General features: G+C 61.5%; 17 protein-coding genes and 1 pseudogene. 10 read left to right on the forward strand and 8 right to left on the reverse strand.

What is annotated here, in order from left to right; genetic code table 11:
- Positions 1–204 precede the first annotated feature (204 nt).
- Positions 205–852, forward strand: coding sequence for a hypothetical protein (locus IVA95_RS21665; protein WP_247512317.1), 648 nt, complete (start codon positions 205–207; stop codon positions 850–852).
- A gap of 4 nt (positions 853–856) precedes the next feature.
- Complete coding sequence (locus IVA95_RS21670) at positions 857–1,126, forward strand: hypothetical protein (protein ID WP_346658028.1); 270 nt, start codon at positions 857–859, stop codon at positions 1,124–1,126.
- A 445-nt stretch (positions 1,127–1,571) separates the two neighbouring features.
- On the opposite strand, the gene IVA95_RS21675 is transcribed toward IVA95_RS21670, so the two are convergent.
- Together IVA95_RS21675 and IVA95_RS21680 are read right to left on the reverse strand one after the other, a co-directional pair.
- Complete coding sequence (locus tag IVA95_RS21675; RefSeq protein WP_247512318.1) at positions 1,572–3,155, reverse strand: hypothetical protein; 1,584 nt, start codon at positions 3,153–3,155, stop codon at positions 1,572–1,574.
- Between the two features lie 112 nt (positions 3,156–3,267).
- Entirely contained in the window at positions 3,268–3,480 is a 213-nt protein-coding gene (locus IVA95_RS21680) for a hypothetical protein (protein ID WP_247512319.1), read from the reverse strand.
- 276 nt (positions 3,481–3,756) lie between these two features.
- On the opposite strand from IVA95_RS21680, the gene IVA95_RS21685 reads away from it, so the two are divergent.
- Entirely contained in the window at positions 3,757–5,139 is a 1,383-nt protein-coding gene (locus tag IVA95_RS21685) for a nodulation protein NfeD (protein WP_247512320.1), read from the forward strand.
- 11 nt (positions 5,140–5,150) lie between these two features.
- Entirely contained in the window at positions 5,151–5,966 is an 816-nt protein-coding gene (locus IVA95_RS21690) for a slipin family protein (protein ID WP_247512321.1), read from the forward strand.
- A 709-nt stretch (positions 5,967–6,675) separates the two neighbouring features.
- On the opposite strand, the gene IVA95_RS21695 is transcribed toward IVA95_RS21690, so the two are convergent.
- The 4 genes and pseudogenes from IVA95_RS21695 to IVA95_RS21710 all read right to left on the reverse strand — a co-directional run bounded on the left by IVA95_RS21695 (position 6,676) and on the right by IVA95_RS21710 (position 9,897).
- Entirely contained in the window at positions 6,676–7,137 is a 462-nt protein-coding gene (locus tag IVA95_RS21695) for an MgtC/SapB family protein (protein WP_247512322.1), read from the reverse strand.
- Positions 7,138–7,230: 93 nt separating this feature from the next.
- Positions 7,231–8,148 carry a hypothetical protein gene (locus IVA95_RS21700; protein ID WP_247512323.1) on the reverse strand — a complete coding sequence of 306 codons (918 nt, stop codon included), beginning with the start codon at positions 8,146–8,148 and terminating at the stop codon, positions 7,231–7,233.
- Between the two features lie 284 nt (positions 8,149–8,432).
- A complete protein-coding gene (locus IVA95_RS21705; protein WP_247512324.1) occupies positions 8,433–8,714 on the reverse strand; it encodes a PilZ domain-containing protein in 282 nt (93 codons plus the stop codon).
- Between the two features lie 411 nt (positions 8,715–9,125).
- A pseudogene (locus IVA95_RS21710) lies at positions 9,126–9,897 on the reverse strand (SDR family oxidoreductase).
- A gap of 208 nt (positions 9,898–10,105) precedes the next feature.
- Here IVA95_RS21710 and IVA95_RS21715 point away from each other — a divergent pair.
- The 5 genes from IVA95_RS21715 to IVA95_RS21735 all read left to right on the forward strand — a co-directional run bounded on the left by IVA95_RS21715 (position 10,106) and on the right by IVA95_RS21735 (position 18,524).
- On the forward strand, positions 10,106–11,500 hold the full coding sequence (locus IVA95_RS21715) for a CoA transferase (protein WP_247512325.1): 1,395 nt from the start codon (positions 10,106–10,108) through the stop codon (positions 11,498–11,500).
- A 138-nt stretch (positions 11,501–11,638) separates the two neighbouring features.
- The gene (locus IVA95_RS21720) at positions 11,639–12,886 is read left to right on the forward strand and encodes an efflux RND transporter periplasmic adaptor subunit (protein ID WP_247512326.1); all 1,248 of its coding nucleotides are present in this window, start codon (positions 11,639–11,641) and stop codon (positions 12,884–12,886) included.
- Positions 12,887–12,912: 26 nt separating this feature from the next.
- Positions 12,913–16,035, forward strand: coding sequence for a CusA/CzcA family heavy metal efflux RND transporter (locus IVA95_RS21725; RefSeq protein WP_247512327.1), 3,123 nt, complete (start codon positions 12,913–12,915; stop codon positions 16,033–16,035).
- 104 nt (positions 16,036–16,139) lie between these two features.
- The gene (locus IVA95_RS21730) at positions 16,140–17,603 is read left to right on the forward strand and encodes a hypothetical protein (RefSeq protein WP_247512328.1); all 1,464 of its coding nucleotides are present in this window, start codon (positions 16,140–16,142) and stop codon (positions 17,601–17,603) included.
- Between the two features lie 15 nt (positions 17,604–17,618).
- Positions 17,619–18,524, forward strand: coding sequence for a methylenetetrahydrofolate reductase (locus IVA95_RS21735; RefSeq protein WP_247512329.1), 906 nt, complete (start codon positions 17,619–17,621; stop codon positions 18,522–18,524).
- Positions 18,525–18,887: 363 nt separating this feature from the next.
- Here the strand turns inward: IVA95_RS21735 and IVA95_RS38825 are convergent, their stop codons facing one another.
- Positions 18,888–19,013 (reverse strand): hypothetical protein, encoded by a 126-nt coding sequence (locus IVA95_RS38825; protein WP_256470249.1) that lies wholly within the window; start codon positions 19,011–19,013, stop codon positions 18,888–18,890.
- Complete coding sequence (locus tag IVA95_RS21740) at positions 19,010–19,432, reverse strand: hypothetical protein (protein ID WP_247512330.1); 423 nt, start codon at positions 19,430–19,432, stop codon at positions 19,010–19,012. Before IVA95_RS21740 ends, IVA95_RS38825 begins: the two co-directional genes overlap by 4 nt.
- Positions 19,433–19,547: 115 nt before the next feature.
- On the opposite strand from IVA95_RS21740, the gene IVA95_RS21745 reads away from it, so the two are divergent.
- Entirely contained in the window at positions 19,548–21,146 is a 1,599-nt protein-coding gene (locus IVA95_RS21745) for an FAD-binding oxidoreductase (RefSeq protein ID WP_247512331.1), read from the forward strand.
- Positions 21,147–21,285: the final 139 nt, after the last annotated feature.

Genomic DNA, 21,285 nt, shown 5'->3' on the forward strand with positions numbered 1-21,285 from the left:
CGAGCCCGGAATCTATGGCGGCTGCGGATTTCGACGCTGGCTACTTCGTCACACCGTCCCGACAATCAAGACGATTTGAGTAAAACCCCTAAGCAACTTGAAAGAGAGATAAGCCTATAGTCCTGGCGAAGGTCGGACTCGGGCATGACGACGAGATAGCATTTGCAGTGCCTGGAACCATCGCGGATATCGCGCGGTCTAGTCGTGGTCAGAAAGCCTGATCGAAAGCCATCCCGCGTCGAGAGAATCGAACTCTGGTTGTCGAGGGGTCGAGAGATTGATGGACTTTGGGTAGGGACCAGGGAAGCCGAGCCTCATCCCGCCCTCCGCCGCGTCGAGGAAGCGCTTCGACTGATCAAGGATCACGACGCGCTTCACTACTCCCGGGTCATCCGCAATCTCGAACGAGTATGGGTTTACCTGCTTCCAAGCGCTCTCGCACACTACAATTCATCATTAAACGCTTGCGTATTTGATGAGCGTTTTGTTCTTGCGGAAACAACGACGCTTCAGATGATCGCCTCCACGATCATCCATGAAGCGACGCACGCGAGGCTGGATGTGTGGGGCATCGACTACGATGAGACGATCCGCTACAGGATCGAGGCGATCTGTCTTCGGCGCGAACTGAACTTCCTCAGCAAGCTGCCGGACAGCGAGCATTTGCAGGAAGAGATTGTGCGTACACTGGAATGGTACGCCACCAAACAGGACTATTTCTCCGATCTGAACAACCAAGAGCGCGACGACCAGGGAGCGCCTGAAACATTCCGTTATCTGGGAGCGCCAGACTGGTTCGTCAGATGTGCGATGTGGCTCATCCGGAGACGACACGCGCGCGCTTCCCGATGAGATGATGGGCGCGCGCCTCATCCTGGTCGAAGGCTACATCCAGAGCAGCCCGGAGCAGGTGACGCATCTGGTGGCGCAGCGGATGTTCGACCGCTCCCGCGACCTGATCGGCCTCGCCAATGATGCGTTAAGCCGCAAGCATCCGGTGCCTGCAGGGCCCGCGCTGGTCGAACCGCTCAACGACGACCGCCGCGAGCATCCGGATAATCCCGCGCAAAAAATCCGCCACCCGCGCGACGTCCGTATCTTGCCGCCGTCCCGCGATTTTCATTGACGTCGACGGCGTCTGCACTACGCAGCAGGTGACGCCTGCTATTTCACCCAGAGCTTAAGGGGGACTCCCTGTCGACCAGGGCAATTCATCGTACCGGTATATGAGTCCGATAATTGTCCGCTATAAGTGCACTCGACACCGGCAACCGATATTGTTGCATTCAATCTGGACGATGAGGCCGCGATTCGAAAACGCAGTGAACCTGTTTTCTCCTCCGGGCCATCCTGGGTGCAGATGCCGACGTGCTTCATCGTCAAAGGCCCGGAGTATTCCGTCGTCGAGCCGGGAGTTGTTTCCGTAACCGTTGCAGTCAACTCCCACTCGCCGAGATGACCTGAGTATCCGATCACTTGGAGCGGCTGGGCAGCACCGGCCGGCGTCACGAGAATCCCCAGTAGGATTGGCAGAAAATATGCTTTCATAACGTGCTGCCCTGCCTTCCGCCTCAGCGCTTTTGCAGGAAGGCCTGCGCGTCGGCAACCTCAGTGCGCTCCTTGTCTGCGCCTTCGGCGATCGCGACGACTTTGCCGTAATACTCCCGCGCCTTGGCAAGGTCGCCGGATTTTTCGGCAGCCATGGCCGCACCCGCATAGGCGCCGAGCCGATTGGGCTCCTTCCTCAGCGTCGCTTCGAAAGCGGCGAGCGCTTCCTTGGGCATGCCACGCTCAAGCAGCATGGAGCCGTATAGCTCGCGCGCCGGCTTCGGGACGCCCGGAGTCACCGGATGCTTTTCTGTCTTGTCCTCGGCATCGGCGGCCGCGCTCATCGCGGCCAGCGCCTCATCCTGGTTGCCTTCGGCATAGAGAACCCAGGCGGCGGCGACCTGCCTCTGGATGTCCACCTGCTCCGACCAATAGGCGTCCTTTGCTGCACGCAACTTGTCGCCAAGCTCGACGAGCTTGGCAATGTCGGCCTTGGCGGCTTCAGGATTGCCCGAGCGAGCCGCCCCGAGCGCACGCACGGAATAGGTAATCGCCTGCACCTGGGCCAGCGGGCTTGGGCGGACCTGAAGATTCGCAGCCGCCTTCCAGTCACCGCGTTCCACCAAGTAACGTGCCGGCGAGATGGCCAGCGCGTAAGGCCCTTGCAGGAAGGTCTCGGTAAAGCCGGTGATCGCCGTCATCTCGTTGATGATGGCCTTGGCTTTGTCGTCCTGCCCGAGCTGCAGGTAGGCATAGACCTGATAGTCCATGGCGTGCAGCTGATCGTGGAGGTCTCCGGATTCCTTGGCAACGCGCGCGGCCTCGGCGTTGGATGCGATCGATTCAGTCCAATAGCCGACGCGGGTGAAAATGTGCGACGGCATGTGCTGGGCATGAGGCGAAGCTGGCGCAATCTTGGCGTAGCGCCGCGCCGCATTGAGGCCTTTCTCGGCAATCGGCGGATAGTCGTAGAGATGGATCAGGTAATGCGATACGCCTGGATGCTGCGGCTGGCGTTCTGCGATCGGCTCCAGGATCGCGGCTCCCTTGAGCTGGCTGGCGTAGGTCTTGTCGGCAGGCGATGCCGAAGTATTGAGCGCGAGGGCATAATGGATCTGCGCCTCGTCATCGCCGGGATAGCGCTGCGCCAGCTGCTCCATGGCCTTCGCATAGGCCTGAATGCGGGTGCGGTGATCGACCTTCTCATGATCGGCATACATGACGGCGAGCGCGTCGATATAGTCACGTTCGCGTTGGGTCTTGGCGCCGACGGCCTTGCCCTTCGCGATCATGGCCGCGCCCTCGGCGAGATTCTTTGCGGGCGGCGAAACGTGGGGATTCCACAACAAGCTTAGCGCGATGCCCCAATAGGCAATGCCGCATTCGGGGTCGGCCTTCAGCGCATCCTCGAATACTTTTTGCGAGGCGCGATACCAGAACGAGTGCTGATACAGCATCCCCTGGTTAAAGAGCTTCTGCGCTTCCGGTTTGCACGATGTTGCGAAATTCACCGTGCCGAGCTTGTCGTCTGATTGTGCCAATGCGGGTTGCGCAAGCGAAAATCCAGCCGCCGCTATGGCGGCAACCGCGAATGATGTTTTGGTCATGATTAAAGCTCCAAGGCAGGATTAAAAAACCGACAGAGCGCGCTGAGATTATGCGGATTTCATGGGGCGCGCCATGTTTTTTATCTGGCACCGCAGGGCACGTCAGCGATGCTTACGCTTGTTGGAGGGCGCTCGAGGACGAGACCAGTATCATCAACCTCGCGGTATGGCCGAAGGTGATGGAGCAGTACCGCAAAGAAATGTTGGGCGGGCGGCCTCGCCGATGATGCGTTAAGCCGGCAAGCATCAGGGGCCCGCGCTGGTCGAACTGCTCAATGACGATCGCCGCGAGCATCCGGATGATCCCGTGCAAAAAATCCGTCATCCGCGCGACGTCCGTATTTTGCCGCCGTCGCGGGATTTTCATTGAGCCGTGTTGGCCGCACACCGAGATGAAATCCGTTCGGCAGGCGTATGTTTGGGGAACCCGGATTTCGGATGTGCGTTCGCTTCATATGACTTGCGAGCGCGCTTTGCGCATCAGGGCTTCCGCCCGCCAGGCACCGAGATCCTGCGCTCCAGCCGTAACAAATCAGGTTCACCTGCGAATGGGCCGCCTGGTTGTGACTGTTTCGGCGCGCAAGCTTTTGAGCGACTTACCATGGTGCACTTTCTTTACAGGCTTATTACCGTAGCATTGCTCGTACTTGGCTCCGGAGCAGCACTTGGACAAAGTAGCGAGCCGGCGAACGTCGCCATTCTTCTGGATGTGAATGGAGCGATTGGGCCAGCGACTTCTGAATATATCCGCGACGGATTTGAGGAGTCGCGTCGGCGACAGGCGAAGCTGATCGTGCTGAGGCTGAATACGCCTGGTGGTCTCGACCCCTCAATGCGCGAGATCATAGGAGAGATACTTAAATCCACGATTCCTGTGATCTCTTACGTGAGCCCGAGCGGAGCGCGAGCCGCCAGCGCCGGCACCTACATTGTTTATGCCAGCCATCTCGCCGCGATGGCGCCGAGCACGCATCTCGGTGCAGCCACGCCGGTCCAGCTCGGCGGCGGCTCCGGCTGGCGCAACGACGATAAGAAAGACGGTGAGAAGAAAGACGGTGACAAGAAAGGAACCCCGTTGCCGGCCAATGCAGGCGAGGCGAAGGCGATCAATGATGCAGTTGCGTACATCAGGGGACTGGCAGAGCTTCGGGGACGAAATGTTTCCTGGGCGGAGAAAGCCGTCCGGGAAGCCGCCACTCTCACCGCGAGCGAGGCCCAGTCGCAGCGCGTCATCGAGATTGTTGCGAAGGATTTATCCGATCTGTTGTCCCAGGCCGAGGGCCGAACCGTAACGATCAACGATCAACAGGTCAGGCTGCATACCGGGAGCCTGAGCACGACGGCAATCGAGGCCGATTGGCGCAATCGCATTCTGGCCACGATTACCAATCCGAACATCGCTTACATACTCATGCTGATCGGGCTCTACGGGCTTCTATTCGAGTTCATCAGTCCAGGCGCCGTTTTCCCGGGTGTGATCGGTGGAATCGCTCTGCTGGTCGGCCTCTACGCCCTGAATCTCCTACCGATCAACTACGCCGGTGCCGGCCTGTTGCTGCTAGGCATCGCGATGATGGTTGCAGAAGCGTTTCTGCCCTCGTTCGGCGTGCTCGGAATTGGCGGCGTCATCTCGTTCGCCGTTGGCTCGCTGTTCCTGTTTCGCGGCGACGTGCCGGGTTTCCATCTCTCATGGCCGGTGGTCGCCGCGGCCACCATTGCCAGTGCGGGATTCCTGGTGATTGCGCTCGCGGCGGTCTGGCGGGCGCATCAGCGCGAGGTGACCACAGGCGAAGCGGCTCTGCTGCGCAGCGCGGGCCAGGTGCTGTGGTGGGCCGACGGCAAGGGCGAGGTCCTGGTCAAGGGAGAACGTTGGGCGGCGAAATCGGAAACTGAGTTCACCCCAGGCGATCGCGTGCGTGTTCTCGAACGTCAGAACCTGAAACTGCTCGTCGAACCAGATCCTGACGCCTCACCGAAATCATGAGGAGTGAAACCATGCCGACATTTGTAACAGATATCCTCCCGTTCATCGTGATCGCAGCCGTGATCATTGCGGTGTTCCTGTCGGCGATTCACATCATGCGGGAATATGAGCGTGCGGTCGTTTTCACATTGGGACGCTTTTCCGGTGTGAAAGGTCCCGGGCTCATCATATTGATTCCGATTGTCCAGCAATTCGTTCGGGTAGATCTTCGTACGCTCGTGCTCGACGTTCCCAGCCAGGACGTGATTTCTCGAGACAATGTCTCCGTAAAGGTCAACGCGGTTATCTACTTTCGCGTCGTAGATGCCGATAAATCGGTTATCCAGGTGGAAAACTTCATGGCGGCCACCAGCCAGCTGGCGCAGACCACCCTCCGGTCCGTGCTTGGCAAGCATGAGCTGGACGAGATGCTGGCAGAAAGGGACAAGCTCAATCGCGACATTCAGGAAATTCTCGACAGCCAGACCGATGCGTGGGGCATCAAGGTCGCGAATGTCGAAATCAAGCATGTCGATATCAACGAGAGCATGATTCGTGCCATAGCTCGTCAAGCCGAGGCCGAGCGGTACCGCCGCGCAAGAATTATAGGTGCCGAAGCAGAGCAGCAGGCCGCCGAGAAACTGGTAGAAGCAGGCGAGATGCTCGCAAAGAGGCCGGAGTCCATGCAATTGCGTTACCTGTCGACGCTGCAGGACATTGCGGGGGAGAAGAATTCAACAATCGTGTTCCCGGTGCCGGTGGAGTTTCTTCAAGCTCTGGCAGCGCCGGCGAGAATACAGCGCGAGACGGCAAATCGCCGGCGAGGATCAGAAGCGGCCCAGGCGTGAACGCTCTTCAGGTTCGCGCGAGAACGGACGCCGAAACTTGACGACTTCGTCTGGACACGTTTTCCGTTACCAGTAGATCAGTCCGCTCCGTGTCGCCCCGACGCCGCTTTTCGCAAACGCTGCTGCAAGTGTCTGCTTCTCGGCGCAATGTGCAGCAAGCTTTTCGTACATCCTTGCCTCCACGAATGGGGCGTGTTCTCTGTTGCTGCACGCCGCAGCAGCGGTGGCTGATATCAGGGCACTGATTTGGCGTATCAGCAGATCGTCTGTCGATGGCTGCATATCCTCCTCCTTGGATCTCGATCCGAATGAATTCTCCTGAGTCGATTCACCGCAAGTGGGCTGGCTGAACCGTAGACATCATTTGCGACACTTGCTCGCGCCACCGGTATTCAGTGCGAGAGGTGAACCCTGCGCATCTCCTCCAACCGGGCCAGGCAATATTCCCGATACAGTATGTTGATGAGGTTCCACATGATCGAACTCCAGGTTTGATCATTGCGTTACCCTAACATCATGTTGTTTCCGGACTTTTTCTTCGGCTGAGAAAATGGCTTCGCGCGAGGCGCAGATATTTCATGCTGTCCGCGGGCGACGAAACACCCTCACGGTGCGGTGACTGCTATGCATCGTAGGCGTCGCTCCTGCGACGTGGTCCCTCGCGGCTAGTTCCGGTACAATCGAACCTTGGCTCACCCGGGCCGGGCACTCAATCCTTCTTCTCTTCCTCCTTGCCATCCTGGCCGATCTGGAGATCGCGCTCATCCTTGACCAGCGTCAGCAGCCTCAGCGACAGGAATGTGAACGCTGCGATCGTCACCGCGACGTCGTAGCTGCCGAGGCCGACGGAAACGCCGATCGCGCCGGTGGCCCACAGGCTTGCCGCCGTCGCCGTGCCCTGCACCGTGGTGCCCTGCTTGAGGATCGCGCCGCCGCCGATGAAGCCGATGCCGGTGATCACGCCTTCGATCACCTTCGACATGCCATCGGGAGAATTCACCATCCACTGTTCGCTGGCCTGCACGAAGCCGCAGCTTGCCAGCGCGACCAGCGGGAAAGTTCGCAGTCCAGCGCTCCGCGCCCGCTTTTCACGATCCCAACCGATCGGTATGGCGAGCGCGAAAGCTGCGGCCAGCGTCAGAAAATGGATACCTACCTGAAACCGGTCCAAAACACGCCCTTCTGAAAACAAAGCCGCGCTACTCGCGACACATGCGGGTAACGCGGCAATGCGACGTAAAGTTTCAGCGCGGTGGCTGTTGTCTTATCGGGTGCTGCCGACGACGGTCGTGCTCGGCGCTGCACTCGTGATCGCCGCTTCGGTCCGGTACTGCGGCAAATGATGTTCGAGCGAATAGAAGACGCACAGCGCAAGGCTGGACCAGACGGCCAGGCTGAAATAGAGCGACATCCAGGCAATCTCGTCTTTCCACTCCGCCAGGTCGTACGTCACGACCCAGCGCGTGCTGACATCGCGCAGGCCCTCGCGCGGCGTCAGGCGCTTGTCGCCATCGGCATCCCCGGTCCGCCAGCGCTTCAAGTACATCGGGACGTCGATCGTCATCAGAAACGCCAGAAAGCCCACAATGCCTGCGATGGCGACGACGAGGCTTACGCGAACCGCGCCATTGAATTCCGGAAGCAGGCGGCAAAGGCCGACGCCGATGGCGAAGAAGGCGACCGCCCACAGCGAATTTTCGATGGCATTGCCGAGATAATTCCTGGTCAGCACCGCATACCACGAGAGGCATTCGGCGATCAGGATCAGCGGGACGATCACCCACGCGACATTCACGGCCGTTTCCGCGCCGGTCATCGTGCCGAGCTGGTGCAGGATAATGGCCCATTGCGCCACGAAGCAGATCTCGGCCACGGTCGCCACCGAACGTCCGACCATGACGCTCGACAGCCAGGTGTCGAACAGGCAGATCCGCTGCACATCGGCGCGCGGCAGAAACGACCTGAAGGCGCAGCCGAACACATAGGCCGCGCAGAACAGCAGCATCATCCCGATGCCGGACGTGCCGCCGGCAGCGCCGGTCGGTTGGACGGGAAGCTCGCGATACAGCGCGAACCAGATGGCGATGTTGACACCGCTCACCAGCGTCAACAGGCCCCACCACCAGGACACGGGATTTGACCAGGCCAGGGAACCCGACCGCGCCTGCCATTCCAAGCTCATTCGCCGCTCCGCCGTAATCGAACTGACATCTGACTGTAATAATACAGTCACATATCGAAGCCAATGGCGACGAGAGTAGGGCGGGGCGGGATGGCACTCCGGCGGCGAGGGGGCCACGAGGCGACAGACGGCCCTTCGAGGCGTGGCAAAGATGCCGCTCCCCAGTGAGGTTCAATGCTGGTGTTCGCAAGGCGTCGTCTCCGGACGATGCTTCGCATCGCCGGGCGAACCATGAGGCCACCGCGGTGGTCATATCCTCAAGCTGCTGCGGCCCCCACCGCTCCTCAAGACAGGAATTTCACGCCGTAGGTCTTGCCCCGGCGCCAGACCACTTCGCATGACTGGCGCGTCGTATGTTCGGGCACCAGCGCCAGTTCAAAGCTGTCCCTGACGTCGAACGGGGCATCGGTCGCGATCTTGGCGCCGCCCGGTGAGACGTCCAGGACAAAGCATTCAATCTTCGTCATTCCATTGTCGATCGTCATCCATGTCGGCCGTTTGCGCAGCTGGCGTCGCGGTTCGCGCTGCACCTTTGTCCTTTGCTCGTCGACAATCATCGTGGCCATCCGTCGTTCGACCCAGCGGCTGGGTCATCGAAGCAGCCGCCACAGTGACGGTAAGTTCGTAAAGTTCCCTTAGCTTATCGATTCAAATTGACCGGTTTGGTTCGTGAGTTGTAAGCCGATCTCTCACAACCCCGCCAGTCCCGTCAACACGTTAAGGCCTCCGCAATGCCTGCTGCCTTTCGCAGCCGCGGCAAGCCGGACTCGGCAGCTTACGCGCAAACCGCGCGTCCAAATGAGTTTCAGACCTTTCGTCATTCCGGGGCGCGCCCAGCGCGAACCCGGAATCCATTAGGCCGCATCTTGCGCTATGAAATGGTTCCGGGTTCAGCCCTGCGGGCGGCCCCGGAATGATGGCGGGGAGGCGGATGGACGGTAGGCACGGCGCTCACGCGGCCGACCCTATGAATGTCCTCAAAAATTCACGCGGTTCGAGATCGCGCCGTCGACGACGAGGTTCGAGCCGGTCGTGAACGAAGAGGCCGGGCTCGCCAGGAATACGGCCGCATTGGCGATTTCCTGCGGCGTCGCCATGCGGCCGGTCGGGTTGCGCGCCAGCGCATCCTGGTAGCGCTTCGGCATATTCTGCTCGACCATGTTCCAGATGCCGCCCTTGAAATAGACCGTGCCGGGCGACACCACATTGACGCGGATTTTCTTGTCCGCGTATTGCCGCGCCAGTCCCTTGGCCATGTGGATCAGCGCCGCCTTGATCGGGCCGTAGGAGCTGGCGCTATCCGCTTGCGCCGCCGAGATCGATGAAATGATGATGAAGGCCGCGTCGCCGGTCTTCTGCGCGCTCGCTTCGAGCAAGGGACGCGCGGCCTCGAACGCGTTGACGGCGCCGAGCACGTCGAGCCGGAAATTCTGCTCCCATGAGGCGGGATCGCCGCCTTGCGCCATGGCGCCGGCATTGGAAAACAGCATGTCAATGCTGCCGAGCTCCCCGGCCGCGTCCGATACCCATGATTTCAGTGCGGCCGCGTCGGTGACATCAACGGGTGTGCCGGTCGCGCGCACGCCAAGGCCTTTCAACTCGGCAACGGTGGCCGCGACCTGATCCGCATTGCGGGGCGCACACAGCGACGCCCGAGCCTTCGCCCGCCAGCGTTTCCGCAATCGCCCGTCCGATGCCGCGCGTGCCGCCGAGCACGACGGCGTTTCTTCCCTTCAAGCCCAAGTCCATTTTGTTTTTCCTTATGTGACCCCTGCACATTGTAGCGACGACGGCGGTCACGACGAAAGCTCAAACCGAGAAAGCCTCTCGTTTTCCATCATTCCGGGGCCGGGTCTAAGCCTCGCTGCTTGCGAGACCGCTCCCGGATTTCGCTGGCGCTCCATCCAGGCTAGGTTGCAGGCGATGCTGAAAAGAACGTGAGGGAAGCGACGCGCCGATGGAAAGCCCCAGGGAAATCCTCTCCGCTATCTGGACCTCGATCGGCGGCGATCCGTCCGCGCTCGGCGCGCTCACGCTGACCGGCGACGAACCGCAACTGCCGTCATCGTTTCGCGTCGCCGCCGCGGCGCAGGTCAGCGTCGCCGCAACCGGGCTTGCAGCCGCCGAGATATGGAAAATGCGCAGCGGCGAGGCGCAGGACGTCGCGCTGGATATGCGCCATGCCATGGTCGAATGTCGGAGCGAACGTTATCTGCGCGTCGACGGCAAGCCGCCGCCGCCGGCCTGGGACGCCATCGCCGGTATCTACAAGACCCGCGATGGCTTCGTGCGCCTGCACACCAATTTTCCCCATCACCGCGACGCCGTCTGCAAGGTGCTGAACTGCAAGCCGGAGCGTGACGCGGTGCAGGCCGCGCTGTTGCAATGGGACGGCGAGGCGTTCGAGACCGCGACCTATACGAGCGGTGGCGTCGTCGCCTTCATGCGCTCGCATCACGAATGGGAGAGCACGGCGCATGGTAAGGCGCTCGCCGGATTGCCGCTGATCTCAATCACGAAGATTGGCGAGGCTCCGCCAAGGCCGTGGCCCAAAGGCGAGCGGCCGCTCGCAGGTATCCGTGTGCTTGATCTGTCGCGCGTCATCGCAGGTCCCGTTGCGGGGCGAACGCTCGCCGCGCATGGCGCCGACGTGCTGCTGATCTCTGGCCCAGAACTGCCGGCGATTCCGTGGCTCACCATCGATACCGGGCGCGGCAAGCTGACGAGTTTTGTCGAACTCAAGAGCGAGCAGGGGCGTGGCGTGCTGCGCGATCTGCTGGCGCAGGCGGATATCTTTTCGCAAGGCTATCGGCCGCGCGCACTCGCCGCCCTCGGCTTCTCGCCGGAGGATGCCGCACGCATCAATCCTGGTATCGTTTACGTCACGCTGTCGGCCTATGGTCACGCCGGACCCTGGGCGGAGCGGCGCGGCTTCGACTCGCTGGTGCAGACGGCGACCGGATTCAACCATGCCGAAGGGCAGGCCGCCGGTGTCGACGGGCCGAAGGAATTGCCGGCGCAGATGCTCGATCACGCCACCGGATACTTCATGGCGTTCGGTGCCATGATGGCCAAGGCGCGCCAGGCGCGCGACGGCGGCAGTTGGCATGTCCAGGTGTCGCTGGCGCAGACCGGACGCTGGCTGTGGAATCTCGGGCGCGTCAGCGACGGTTTTGCGATCGAGGAACGCAAGGCGGAGGCGGTGATGCCTTTCATCGAAGAGATGGACTCGGGCTTCGGGACGCTGCGGTCGGTGAGGCACTCGGCGCTTCTGTCGAAGACCCCGGCATTCTGGGCCCGCCCGGCAATGCCGCTCGGCAGCCATCCGCCGCAATGGCCCGTGCGCGAATAGCAGGTCCCCTCGCTCAGGGCTGCCTCTCCAAACTTTAATCGCGTCCGGTACGGCTATTTTGCTTTTTTGGGTTGTGCGGGACGCCAATTGGGCACTATAGCGCAGGGTGGGACAAATTGTCGCTGGAACCCATGCCGTATGTTTGGCAAACTTTGCAAGCAATTACAATTGGTTAACTCAAAGAAATGGGTCGTGGCCATTGCCTTGATGGTACTGGCCGGGGCGGCCGTTTATGGCGCCGGCGCCTATCTCGGCGGCCCCAAAGGCGGGCATTCGGAAATCTCGAGCCAGTCCCGCAGGGGCTTGCAGCGCTACACGCCGAGCCCCGCCGAATGGGCCAGCCTGACCATTCAGCCCGTCACCGAACAAGCCTTCCGCGCCGAGCACGTCACCGAAGGCAAGATCGCGATCGACGAAGATCACTCGACGCCGGTGTTCTCGCCCTATGCGGGCCGGGTCACCAAGCTATTGGCCAAGCCAGGCGATAGCGTCGTCAAGGGCCAGCCGCTGTTCGTGATCGAGGCCGCCGACAACGTTCAGGCACAAAACGATTTCATTGCGGCGATGACCGCCATGAACAAGGCGAAGTCCGCGCTCGATCTGGCGGAGTTGCAGGGGGCGCGCGCCAAGGATCTGTTCGAGGGCAAGGCCGTTCCGCTGAAGGATTATCAGCAGAGCCAGGCGACGCTGATCCAGGCGCAGAACGACATGCGCTCGTCGGAAACGGCCGTCCAGGCAGCGCGCAACAAATTGCGCCTGCTCGGCCTCACCGACGAGGACATCGCGACCTTCCAGGAGAAGGGCCGCATCAATCCCGAAATCACCATCTTCGCGCCGATCTCGGGCACCGTCGTCCAACGCAAGATCGGCCCAGGGCAATACGTCAACGCCGGCGCCAGCGACCCCGTCTATGTGATCGGCGATCTCTCCACCGTCTGGATGACGGCCTTCGTCCGCGAAAGCGACTGCGCCAACGTCGCGGTCGGGCAGGAAGCCACCTTCAATGTGCTGGCGCTGCCGGGCCGTTCGCTCTCGGCGCGGATCAATTACGTCGCGACCGCAATTGATCCTGCGACGCGGCGGCTGCTCGTCCGCGCCACCGTCGACAACAAGAACGGTACGCTGAAGCCAGAAATGTTTGCCAACGTCACGATCTATTCGGCGGGCGATCGTCCGGCAGTCGGCGTGCCGAAGCAGGCGTTGATCTATGAAGGCGATCAGGTTCGGATCTGGGTCGCGCATCCGGACAAGACGATTGAACTGCGTCAGATCAAGCCCGGCCTCACCAACGGCGATCTCGTCGAGGTGGTCGGCAATCTGAAGCCCGGCGAGCAGATCGTTACCAAGGGCGCACTGTTCATCGATCGTGCCGCGTCCGGCAGCTGACCCCTTAATTGAAAGCTCCGGTCTGAATGGATCGCCTGGTCGCCCTAGCCGTCAGCCGCCGCTATTTGATGGTCGGCATGTTCATCGCCGTGCTGGTGGGCGGCCTGATCGCGTTCAAGCAGCTCAACATCGAGGCCTATCCCGATCCGACCCCGCCGATGGTCGACATCGTGACGCAAAGCCCGGGGCTGTCGTCGGAGGAGATCGAGCGCTACATCACGATCCCGATCGAGACCCAGGTCGCCGGCATCAAGAACCTGCGCACCATCCGCACCATCTCGCTGTACGGATTGTCCGACGTCAAACTGCAGTTCTCATTCGATTACAGCTATGAAGAGGCGTTGCAGCAGGTCCTGAACCGGCTGTCGCAGCTCGCGCCGTTGCCGGGCAACGTGCAGCCGACCATTTCGCCGCTGAGTCCGACCGGCGAGATTTTTCGCTACCGCCTGAAGGGGCCGCCGAATTACAGCGTGCTCGACCTCAAGACGCTGCAGGACTGGGTGCTGCAGCGGCGCTTTCGCGCCGTGCCCGGGGTCATCGACGTCACCGGCTGGGGCGGCAAGACCAAGACCTACGAGCTGCAGGTCGATTTCAACAAACTTGTTGCCAACGGACTGACGCTGCCGCAGGTGCTGCAGGCCGTTTCCAACGCCAACATCAATGTGGGCGGCAACACCGTCAATATCGGCGCGCAATCCGCCGTAGTGCGCGGGGTCGGCCTGATCCGCTCGATCGACGACTTGAGCAACACCATGGTGTCGCAGTCGGGCGGCAATCCGGTGCTGGTGCGCGACATCGCCCATGTCACGATCGGCGAGAAGCCGCGGCTCGGCATCGCCGGCCTCGACCAGGACGACGACATCGTGCAGGGCATCGTCTTGATGCGGCGCGGCGAGCAGAGTTCGCCGACCATTGCCCGGGTCGAAAAGCTCGTCCATGACATCAATCATTCCTCGATCCTGCCGCCGGGTGTGAGAATCGAGCGGATCTACGACCGCAAGGATCTGATCGACATCACCACGCATACGGTGCTGCACAACATGGTGGTCGGGATCATCCTGATCGTGCTGCTGCAGTGGGTGTTCCTCGGCGACCTCCGCAGCGCGCTGATCGTCGGCGCAACAATTCCGTTCGCGCTGTTTTTCGCCGTCATCATCCTGGTGCTGCGCGGCGAATCCGCCAATCTGCTGTCGGTCGGCGCGATCGATTTCGGCCTGATCGTCGACGCCACCGTGATCATGGTGGAGGCGATCTTCCGGCGGCTGACGCAGACCACCGCAATGTCCGAAGCCGAGCGCAGCGACATCTCCTTCGACACCAAGATGGGGATGAAGAGCCACGCGATCTTGTCTGCGGCCGCCGATGTGTCGCGCTCGATCTTCTTTGCCGCGGCGATCATCATCGCCGCCTTCCTGCCGCTGTTTACGCTGAGCGGCGTCGAAGGCAATATCTTTGGGCCGATGGCGCGGACCTACGCCTATGCGTTGGCCGGCGGACTGATCGCGACCTTTACGGTGACGCCGGCGCTGAGCGCGATCATTCTGCCCTCGCATCTGGAAGAAACCGAAACCTGGATCGTGAAACAGCTCGACCGGCTGTATGTACCGGTATTGAAATGGGCAATCGCGAACCGAAAGATCGTGCTGGCCGGCGCTGCCGTGCTCGTCCTGATGACGATTGCGTTCGCGCGGCTGCTGGGGCTGGAATTCCTGCCCAAACTGGAAGAGGGCAATCTCTGGATCCGAGCCACGCTGCCGCCGACCATTTCTCTGCAGGAGGGCAACGCCTACGTCAACGAGATGCGCAAGGTCATCCGCGCGCGCCCCGAGGTGGAATCGGTGGTGTCGCAGCACGGTCGCCCCGACGACGGCACCGACGCCGCCGGCCTGTTCAACGCGGAGTTTTTCGCGCCGTTAAAGCCCAACAACGAATGGCCCGGCACCCGGGACAAGGACGAACTGACCGCGCAACTGCTCGGAGAGTTACAGGACAAATTCTCGGGCGTCGAATTCAACTTCTCGCAATATCTGCAGGACAACGTCTCGGAGGCGGTCTCGGGCGTCAAGGGCGAGAACTCGATCAAGCTCTACGGCAATGACCTGCAGGCGCTGACGGACACCGCCAACAAGATCAAATCCGTGCTCGGCACCGTGCAGGGCGTCACCGACCTCGCGGTGTTCACCTCGCTCGGCCAGCCCACCATCCAGATCGATATCGATCGCGCCCGCGCGGCGCGCTATGGACTGTCGCCCGGCGATATCAACGCGACCATCAAGGTCGCGATCGGCGGCGACAGCGCCGGCGACCTCTACGAGCCCGGCAGCGACCGGCATTTCCCGATCATCGTTCGTCTTGCCCCGGAATACCGCAAGAGCGCGGAGGCGATCCATAACTTGCGGATCGGCGTGGCCGGGCAGGGCGGCACGATCACGCAGATCCCGCTCAGCGAGGTCGCCTCGATCAACCTGATCTCGGGCGCCGCCTACATCTACCGCGAACAACAGGAACGCTATCTGCCGATCAAGTTCTCGGTTCGCAACCGCGACCTCGGCAGTGCGATCCATGAAGCCCAGGACAAGGTCGCCGCCGAGGTGCAATTGCCGCCGGGATCGCGGATCGAATGGGTCGGCGAATTCGGCAATCTGCAGGACGCCATCAAGCGGCTGTCGATCGTGGTGCCGATCAGTCTCGCGCTGATTGGCGTGCTGCTATTTTTCAATTTCGGTTCGATGGTCGACACGCTGCTTGCGATGAGCGTGATCCCGATGGCGATCTTCGGCGGCGTGCTCGGATTGTTGATCTCGGGGATTCCCTTCAGCGTGTCGGCGGCGATCGGCTTCATCGCGCTGTTCGGCATTGCCGTGATGGACGGCATCATCATCCTGTCGCAGTACAATCAGCTGATCGACGCAGGCTATGAGCGGATGCGCGCGGTGATCCGCACCGGCGAGCTGCAACTGCGGCCGGTGCTGATGACCTGCGTGGTGGCCGGCGTCGGCCTGTTGCCGGCGGCGGTGTCGGAGGGGATCGGCTCGCAGGTGCAAAAGCCGCTGGCGATCGTGGTCGTCACCGGCATGATGCTGGCACCGATCGTGATCCTGGTGACGCTGCCGGTGCTGATCTCGGTGTTTTCGCGCCGCGCACGCTAAATAGTTGTGGGCATGTGCCCATGTTTCCTGCCCACTCGGTTTGTGGTTGACGCGATCCGGCGGCCGTTCCTTGATAACGGCAGCGACAACCGCAGGAGCAAGCCATGCGGATCGAGGAAAGCCAAGGATCTAACCAAGGATCTACGGGGCAACAAAACGGCCACGCGCCGCCGGCGAAATCGGCGCCTACGGCCGAGCAGATTCTCGGCGAAATCCGCGACTATTGCCGCCAGACGCGCACGGCCGAATCGACCTTCGGGAGGCTGGTGGTCAATGACGGCAAGCTGGTGTCGCGCTTACGCGACGGCGCCCGGATCACGACCGGCACGCTCGACAAGGTCCGCGCCTATCTCGCCGAGCACCTGCCGGCGTCGGCTGCCGCACCTACCAGTTTGCCTTCGACCAAGCCGCTGAATGGCGCGGCCGCTGCCAATACCGTCGCGCCGCCGGGCTTCCGATTCTTCGACAACCGGCAAAAGTACCTGCTGTTCGTCTCGACCTGCAGCGAGAAGACCGAGGTTGGCAACCGTATTTCGCTCGAACTCGGCAATTTGCAGCCGGCGCCGCCGGCGCTTCGCATTTTCGACGCCGGCGTCGGCGACGGCACCGTGCTGTCGCGGGTAATGCGGGCCGTGCATGCGCGATTTCCCACCATGCCGCTCTATGTCGTGGCGAAGGAAATCAGTTACGAAGACGTCCGCCTGATGCTGGAGAAGATGGCGGACCGCCTGTTCGAGCATCCTGCGACGGTGCTGGTCGTGACCAACCTCTATTACGCCGAGGCGCCATGGCTGACGCCACGCTCGGTCACGTCAGCGCAAGGCCTGATCTGGAAAGACGTCACGCTATCAGGCAACACCGCGCACGGCTTCGCCGAGCAGATCGGCGAACTCGAAAGCTTCCTCGCCGAGAACTGGCGCGCCGGCATCAGCCCGACCACGGGCAATCCGGTGTATCAGCGCCCCGTGATCCTGACGCTGCGGCGTGAGGATCATTCCTTCCTGCTCGATCCGATCATGCCGCGGCCCGGCCGCGTAATGGCCGATTACGACCTGGTGATCGCCTCACAGCCTTACCGGGCGCGGGCGAGCGTCGAGTTCAAGGCTTCGAAAGTCGTGACGCCGCTGGTCAAGGCGCTGCGTCCAGGCGGACGGCTGATCGGCATCCATTCGCACGGCAAGGATCCCGGCATCGAGATCATCGATCAGGTCTGGCCGGGCGACGATCCCTTCAAGACCGACCGCTACGCGATCCTGCGCCAGGTCAAGCACGAGCTTGGCGCGGCCGCACGCCACTACACTTTTAATGCGTCCTCCGATGCACGTTCGATCTTCCGCTACCACATGCACATGCTGCCGGACGAGGTGAGCGGTTCGATCGGGACCTCGACGCTGTTTGCGGCCTGGAACGCTGCGATCTACGTGGCGCAGATCGAGGACAACAGATTGTCGGAAGTGGTTCGCGATGGCCGCTATCTCGAAGCCACCGACCGTGTGCTGAAGAAACATGGCAGCCTCTGGTTCAATGACGAAACCTATGTGATCTCGCGCCGCCGCGCGCCAGCATGACAAGTGGAGGCGTCCGTGATCGTCTCCGATCAATCCCCCAGATTAGCCGCGCTGCTGTCGAAGGCCTCCGTCGAAATCTCCTCGCGCGGGCATCAGGTCGCGCAACTGAGCGATCATTTCGCTGCCGGCACCGACGTTACGATCACGTTCCTGCCCGGCGACAACTATCGCCACAACATTGAGACGGCTGCCGCGCTGCGTCGCGCCGGATACAATCCGGTGCCCCATCTCGCGGCGCGCGAAATGCCCTCGCGGGAAGCATTTGACGATTTCCTGGCGCGGGCACGCGGCGAAGCTGACGTGTCGCGCATTCTCCTGATCGCCGGCGATGTCGCCGCTGCGAGAGGTCCGTTCAAATCGACGCGCGATGTTGTCGCCAGCGGCTTGCTCGAGGCGCACGCGATTGCATCCGTCAGTGTGGCCGGCCATCCCGAGGGCCACCCTTATCTCGAACTGCCGGAAGCGCTCAACGGTCTGAAGGCATGGCGCGACTGGGGGCAGCGGACGGGAACGCGGGTCGATGTGGTCACGCAATTCTGCTTCGAGAGCACGCCGATCCTGCAATGGATCGGCGCCCTCAATCGCGCCGGCATCGATCTGCCTGTTATCGTCGGCCTGGCCGGTCCGGCAACGCCGGCGACACTGACAAAATTCGCGCTCCGTTGCGGCATCGGTAATTCCATGCGCGCGCTGCGGGCCCAGATCGGCCGGTTCGGCCGGCTACTGACGGACACCGGACCTGACGACGTCGTCAGGGGATTGCGAGCGGCGCCTGCGGCGGCGACCGCGCCGATCACCGGATTTCACCTGTTTCCGTTTGGCGGCCTGCGCAAGGCCGGCGACTGGCTGCGCGACTTTGACTGTGACCCGCGCGTACAGCAGCGGGCCGCAATGTCAGGCGCTGGGCTTCAGAACCCGTAAAGCTGCGCCGGGTTGTCGACCAAGATCTTCTTGCGGATCGCAGCGTCCGGCGCCCAAATGGTCGCTAGAAGGCACCCATCACGGCGGGCCGTCGCGCTAGAGCATGATGAAATTTGGTTAGCTCGATTTGGCCGCAGACGCGCTTCACCTCTCCCGCTTGCGGGGGAGGTCGGCGCGAAGCGCCGGGTGGGGGCTCTCTCCACTCGGCAGTGTCGCCCGCGGAGACACCCCCACCCATAGCCGATGCTCCGCATCGGCGTTCTACTAAAGAACGGCGGCCATGGGCCGCCTATGCCTCCCCCGCAAGCGGGAGAGGGAGCGCACCTTCTTCGTGGTCGCAATCAAATCCAATTTCATCATGCTCTAGCCGCGGATCGTTCCGCAAACTTCCGCGACCAGTTCGGGCAACGGCCGCGATCCATCCATCCGCAGCACGGGGCAGGGCAGTTTGTCGAGCCAAGCCTGATGCTTTGCTTGCGTACGGCTCACGTTGCCTTCTCATAACCCGACGCCCATTCGATGAATTCCTCGGTCTCTGCATGCCGGTAGCCACCGGGCGCCACCGCGTGGGCGCCAAATCGGGTGGCCTCGCGGGCGTGCAGCCGTTGCAATCGTATCTCGCGATGGGTTGTGAGGAAGATCACTACGTCGAAATTTGGAATCAGCACGTCACCCCAACCGTTAAGCGATCCGCTCAATACCCACGCCGCGCGCGGCAGGAAGATATCCTGCATCAGCGTCAGGCGCTCCGTAACATCGCGAATATGCCGGAAGGGCGGATCGGTCGGCAGCCAGAAGTAATCGTCGGTGTCGTGATGCGGGACCGCCAGCGCACTTGCGAGCGCGCGGCCAAGGCTGGTGACGCCCGCACCCGATGCCCCCATCACGCGTATGCGGCAGCTCTGCATTTGTTCGCTCCGGCTTATCGCTTCGGTAACGCAACCGGTCTATCGAACCAGAAGCCGCCCAAATTTGACTAAAGATCCGCCCGCCCGGAATATCTCCTATCCCTGGAATCAATTCATGAAGAAATTTTCGCAAAAATTCAAAACCGGCGTCTCCGTGGCCGCCGTGGTCGTCGTGCTGCTCGGCGTTTACAGCTATCGCAAGCTTCAGGCGCTGGCCGCCGACCCTACCGGCGAAAAGGATTGCGGCCCGGCGGTCGGCGGCGGCGAGCAGGCGAAGATCGATCTGGAGCGGATCAAGGCGATAGCGCCGCTCAAGGACGTGAAATGGTCGCAGCTTGGCGGCAGCATCAATGATGCGAGCTGTCTCAACAAGACCGAAATCTATGGCGTGGTCGCGGTGCGCAGCGTTGAGGACGTCGCCAGGACGCTGGCCTTTGCGCGCGACAACAAGCTCTCCGTCACCACCGCCGGCGTCCGCCACAGCATGGGCGGGCACGCCTTCCGCAAGGGCGGCATTGTGCTTGATATGCGCGACTTCAACAAGATCGTGCTCAACGAGAGCACGCGGTCGATCACGGTGCAACCGGGCGCGACCTGGCACGACATCCAGAACGTGCTGCATCCGCGCTTTGCAGTGCGCGCCATGCAATCGACCGACATCTTCACCGTCGGCGGCTCGATCTCGGTCAATGCCCACGGCATGGACCATCAGGCCGGCGCGCTCGCGAAATCGATCAAGTCGATGAAGGTGATGCTGGCGGACGGTTCGCTGCGCACGGTATCGTCGACCGAGAATGCGGATCTGTTCAACCTCGTGGTCGGCGGCTACGGCCTGTTCGGCGTAATCGTCGAGGCCGAGCTCGGTATTGCCGACAACCTCGTGTACCAGACCGGCCGTCGCGTGATGGACTACAAGGAATTTCCGGCGCTGTTCGCCGGCGAGATTGAGAAGGACACCAATATCGGCCTGATGTACGGCCATCTCTCGACCGCGCCGAGCACGTTCCTGAAGGAGCTGCTGCTCTATACCTACACCAAGGTCGACGGTACCGATTTCAAGCGCCAGCCGCTCGGCGAAGTCAGCGGCACCAAGCTGCGGCGGCTGACCATCAACCTATCAAAGCAAGGTCCGCTGTTTCAGGAGATGAAGTGGCTTTCCGAGAAGCACATCGAGCATCGGATGGAAAACTGCACGGTGACGCGCGCGCAGGCGATCGGATCGGCGGAGGCCTGTCTCGTCAACCGCAATGATCCGATGCACGATTCCGTGCCTTATCTGCGCAACTCGCTACCTGACGATACTGACATCCTGCACGAATATTTCATCCCGCGCAGCCAGTTCGTCTCGTTTGTCGATGGCATGCGCAAGGTGCTGATCGACAACAAGACCAATCTGCTGAACGCATCGGTGCGGGTCGTGCATCAGGAGAACAATTTCCTGACTTATTCGCCGGAGCCGGCGTTCTCGCTGGTGCTCTACATCAACCAGACCACGGACGAAGAGGGCAACCGGCGGATGAAGAAGGCGACGGAAGAATTGATCGGCCTCACCATCGCGCACAAGGGCCGGTTCTTCCTGCCTTACCAGCTCTACTATTCGAAAGACCAGTTGCAGCGCTCATACCCAGAGATCAACGACTTCTTCGCAGCGAAACGGAAGTATGATCCGGGCGAGTTGTTCACCAATACATTTTACCAGAAGTACGCGTCGTGATGCCTGTCCGCCCTACTGAGCATCGTGCATTGCTCAGAACAGCGAGATCGTCATCATAGACATCACAAGAAATCTCGCAGCCTCGCAATTTCGACCACGAGTTCGGCGGAGATTATTTTAGGGATCAAATCGCCCTGTG

This window comes from Bradyrhizobium sp. 157 (genome assembly GCF_023073815.1).
GTDB lineage: Bacteria > Pseudomonadota > Alphaproteobacteria > Rhizobiales > Xanthobacteraceae > Bradyrhizobium.

What these genes read in the sequence shown, in the direction of transcription:
- IVA95_RS21670 (WP_346658028.1), top strand. Translation starts at nt 857, where the DNA reads ATGGGCGCGCGCCTCATCCTGGTCGAAGGCTACATCCAGAGCAGCCCG.
- IVA95_RS21675 (WP_247512318.1), bottom strand. Translation starts at nt 3,155, where the DNA reads ATGACCAAAACATCATTCGCGGTTGCCGCCATAGCGGCGGCTGGATTT.
- IVA95_RS21680 (WP_247512319.1), bottom strand. Translation starts at nt 3,480, where the DNA reads ATGACGGATTTTTTGCACGGGATCATCCGGATGCTCGCGGCGATCGTC.
- IVA95_RS21685 (WP_247512320.1), top strand. Translation starts at nt 3,757, where the DNA reads ATGGTGCACTTTCTTTACAGGCTTATTACCGTAGCATTGCTCGTACTT.
- IVA95_RS21690 (WP_247512321.1), top strand. Translation starts at nt 5,151, where the DNA reads ATGCCGACATTTGTAACAGATATCCTCCCGTTCATCGTGATCGCAGCC.
- IVA95_RS21700 (WP_247512323.1), bottom strand. Translation starts at nt 8,148, where the DNA reads ATGAGCTTGGAATGGCAGGCGCGGTCGGGTTCCCTGGCCTGGTCAAAT.
- IVA95_RS21705 (WP_247512324.1), bottom strand. Translation starts at nt 8,714, where the DNA reads ATGGCCACGATGATTGTCGACGAGCAAAGGACAAAGGTGCAGCGCGAA.
- IVA95_RS21715 (WP_247512325.1), top strand. Translation starts at nt 10,106, where the DNA reads ATGGAAAGCCCCAGGGAAATCCTCTCCGCTATCTGGACCTCGATCGGC.
- IVA95_RS21720 (WP_247512326.1), top strand. Translation starts at nt 11,639, where the DNA reads ATGTTTGGCAAACTTTGCAAGCAATTACAATTGGTTAACTCAAAGAAA.
- IVA95_RS21725 (WP_247512327.1), top strand. Translation starts at nt 12,913, where the DNA reads ATGGATCGCCTGGTCGCCCTAGCCGTCAGCCGCCGCTATTTGATGGTC.
- IVA95_RS21730 (WP_247512328.1), top strand. Translation starts at nt 16,140, where the DNA reads ATGCGGATCGAGGAAAGCCAAGGATCTAACCAAGGATCTACGGGGCAA.
- IVA95_RS21740 (WP_247512330.1), bottom strand. Translation starts at nt 19,432, where the DNA reads ATGCAGAGCTGCCGCATACGCGTGATGGGGGCATCGGGTGCGGGCGTC.
- IVA95_RS21745 (WP_247512331.1), top strand. Translation starts at nt 19,548, where the DNA reads ATGAAGAAATTTTCGCAAAAATTCAAAACCGGCGTCTCCGTGGCCGCC.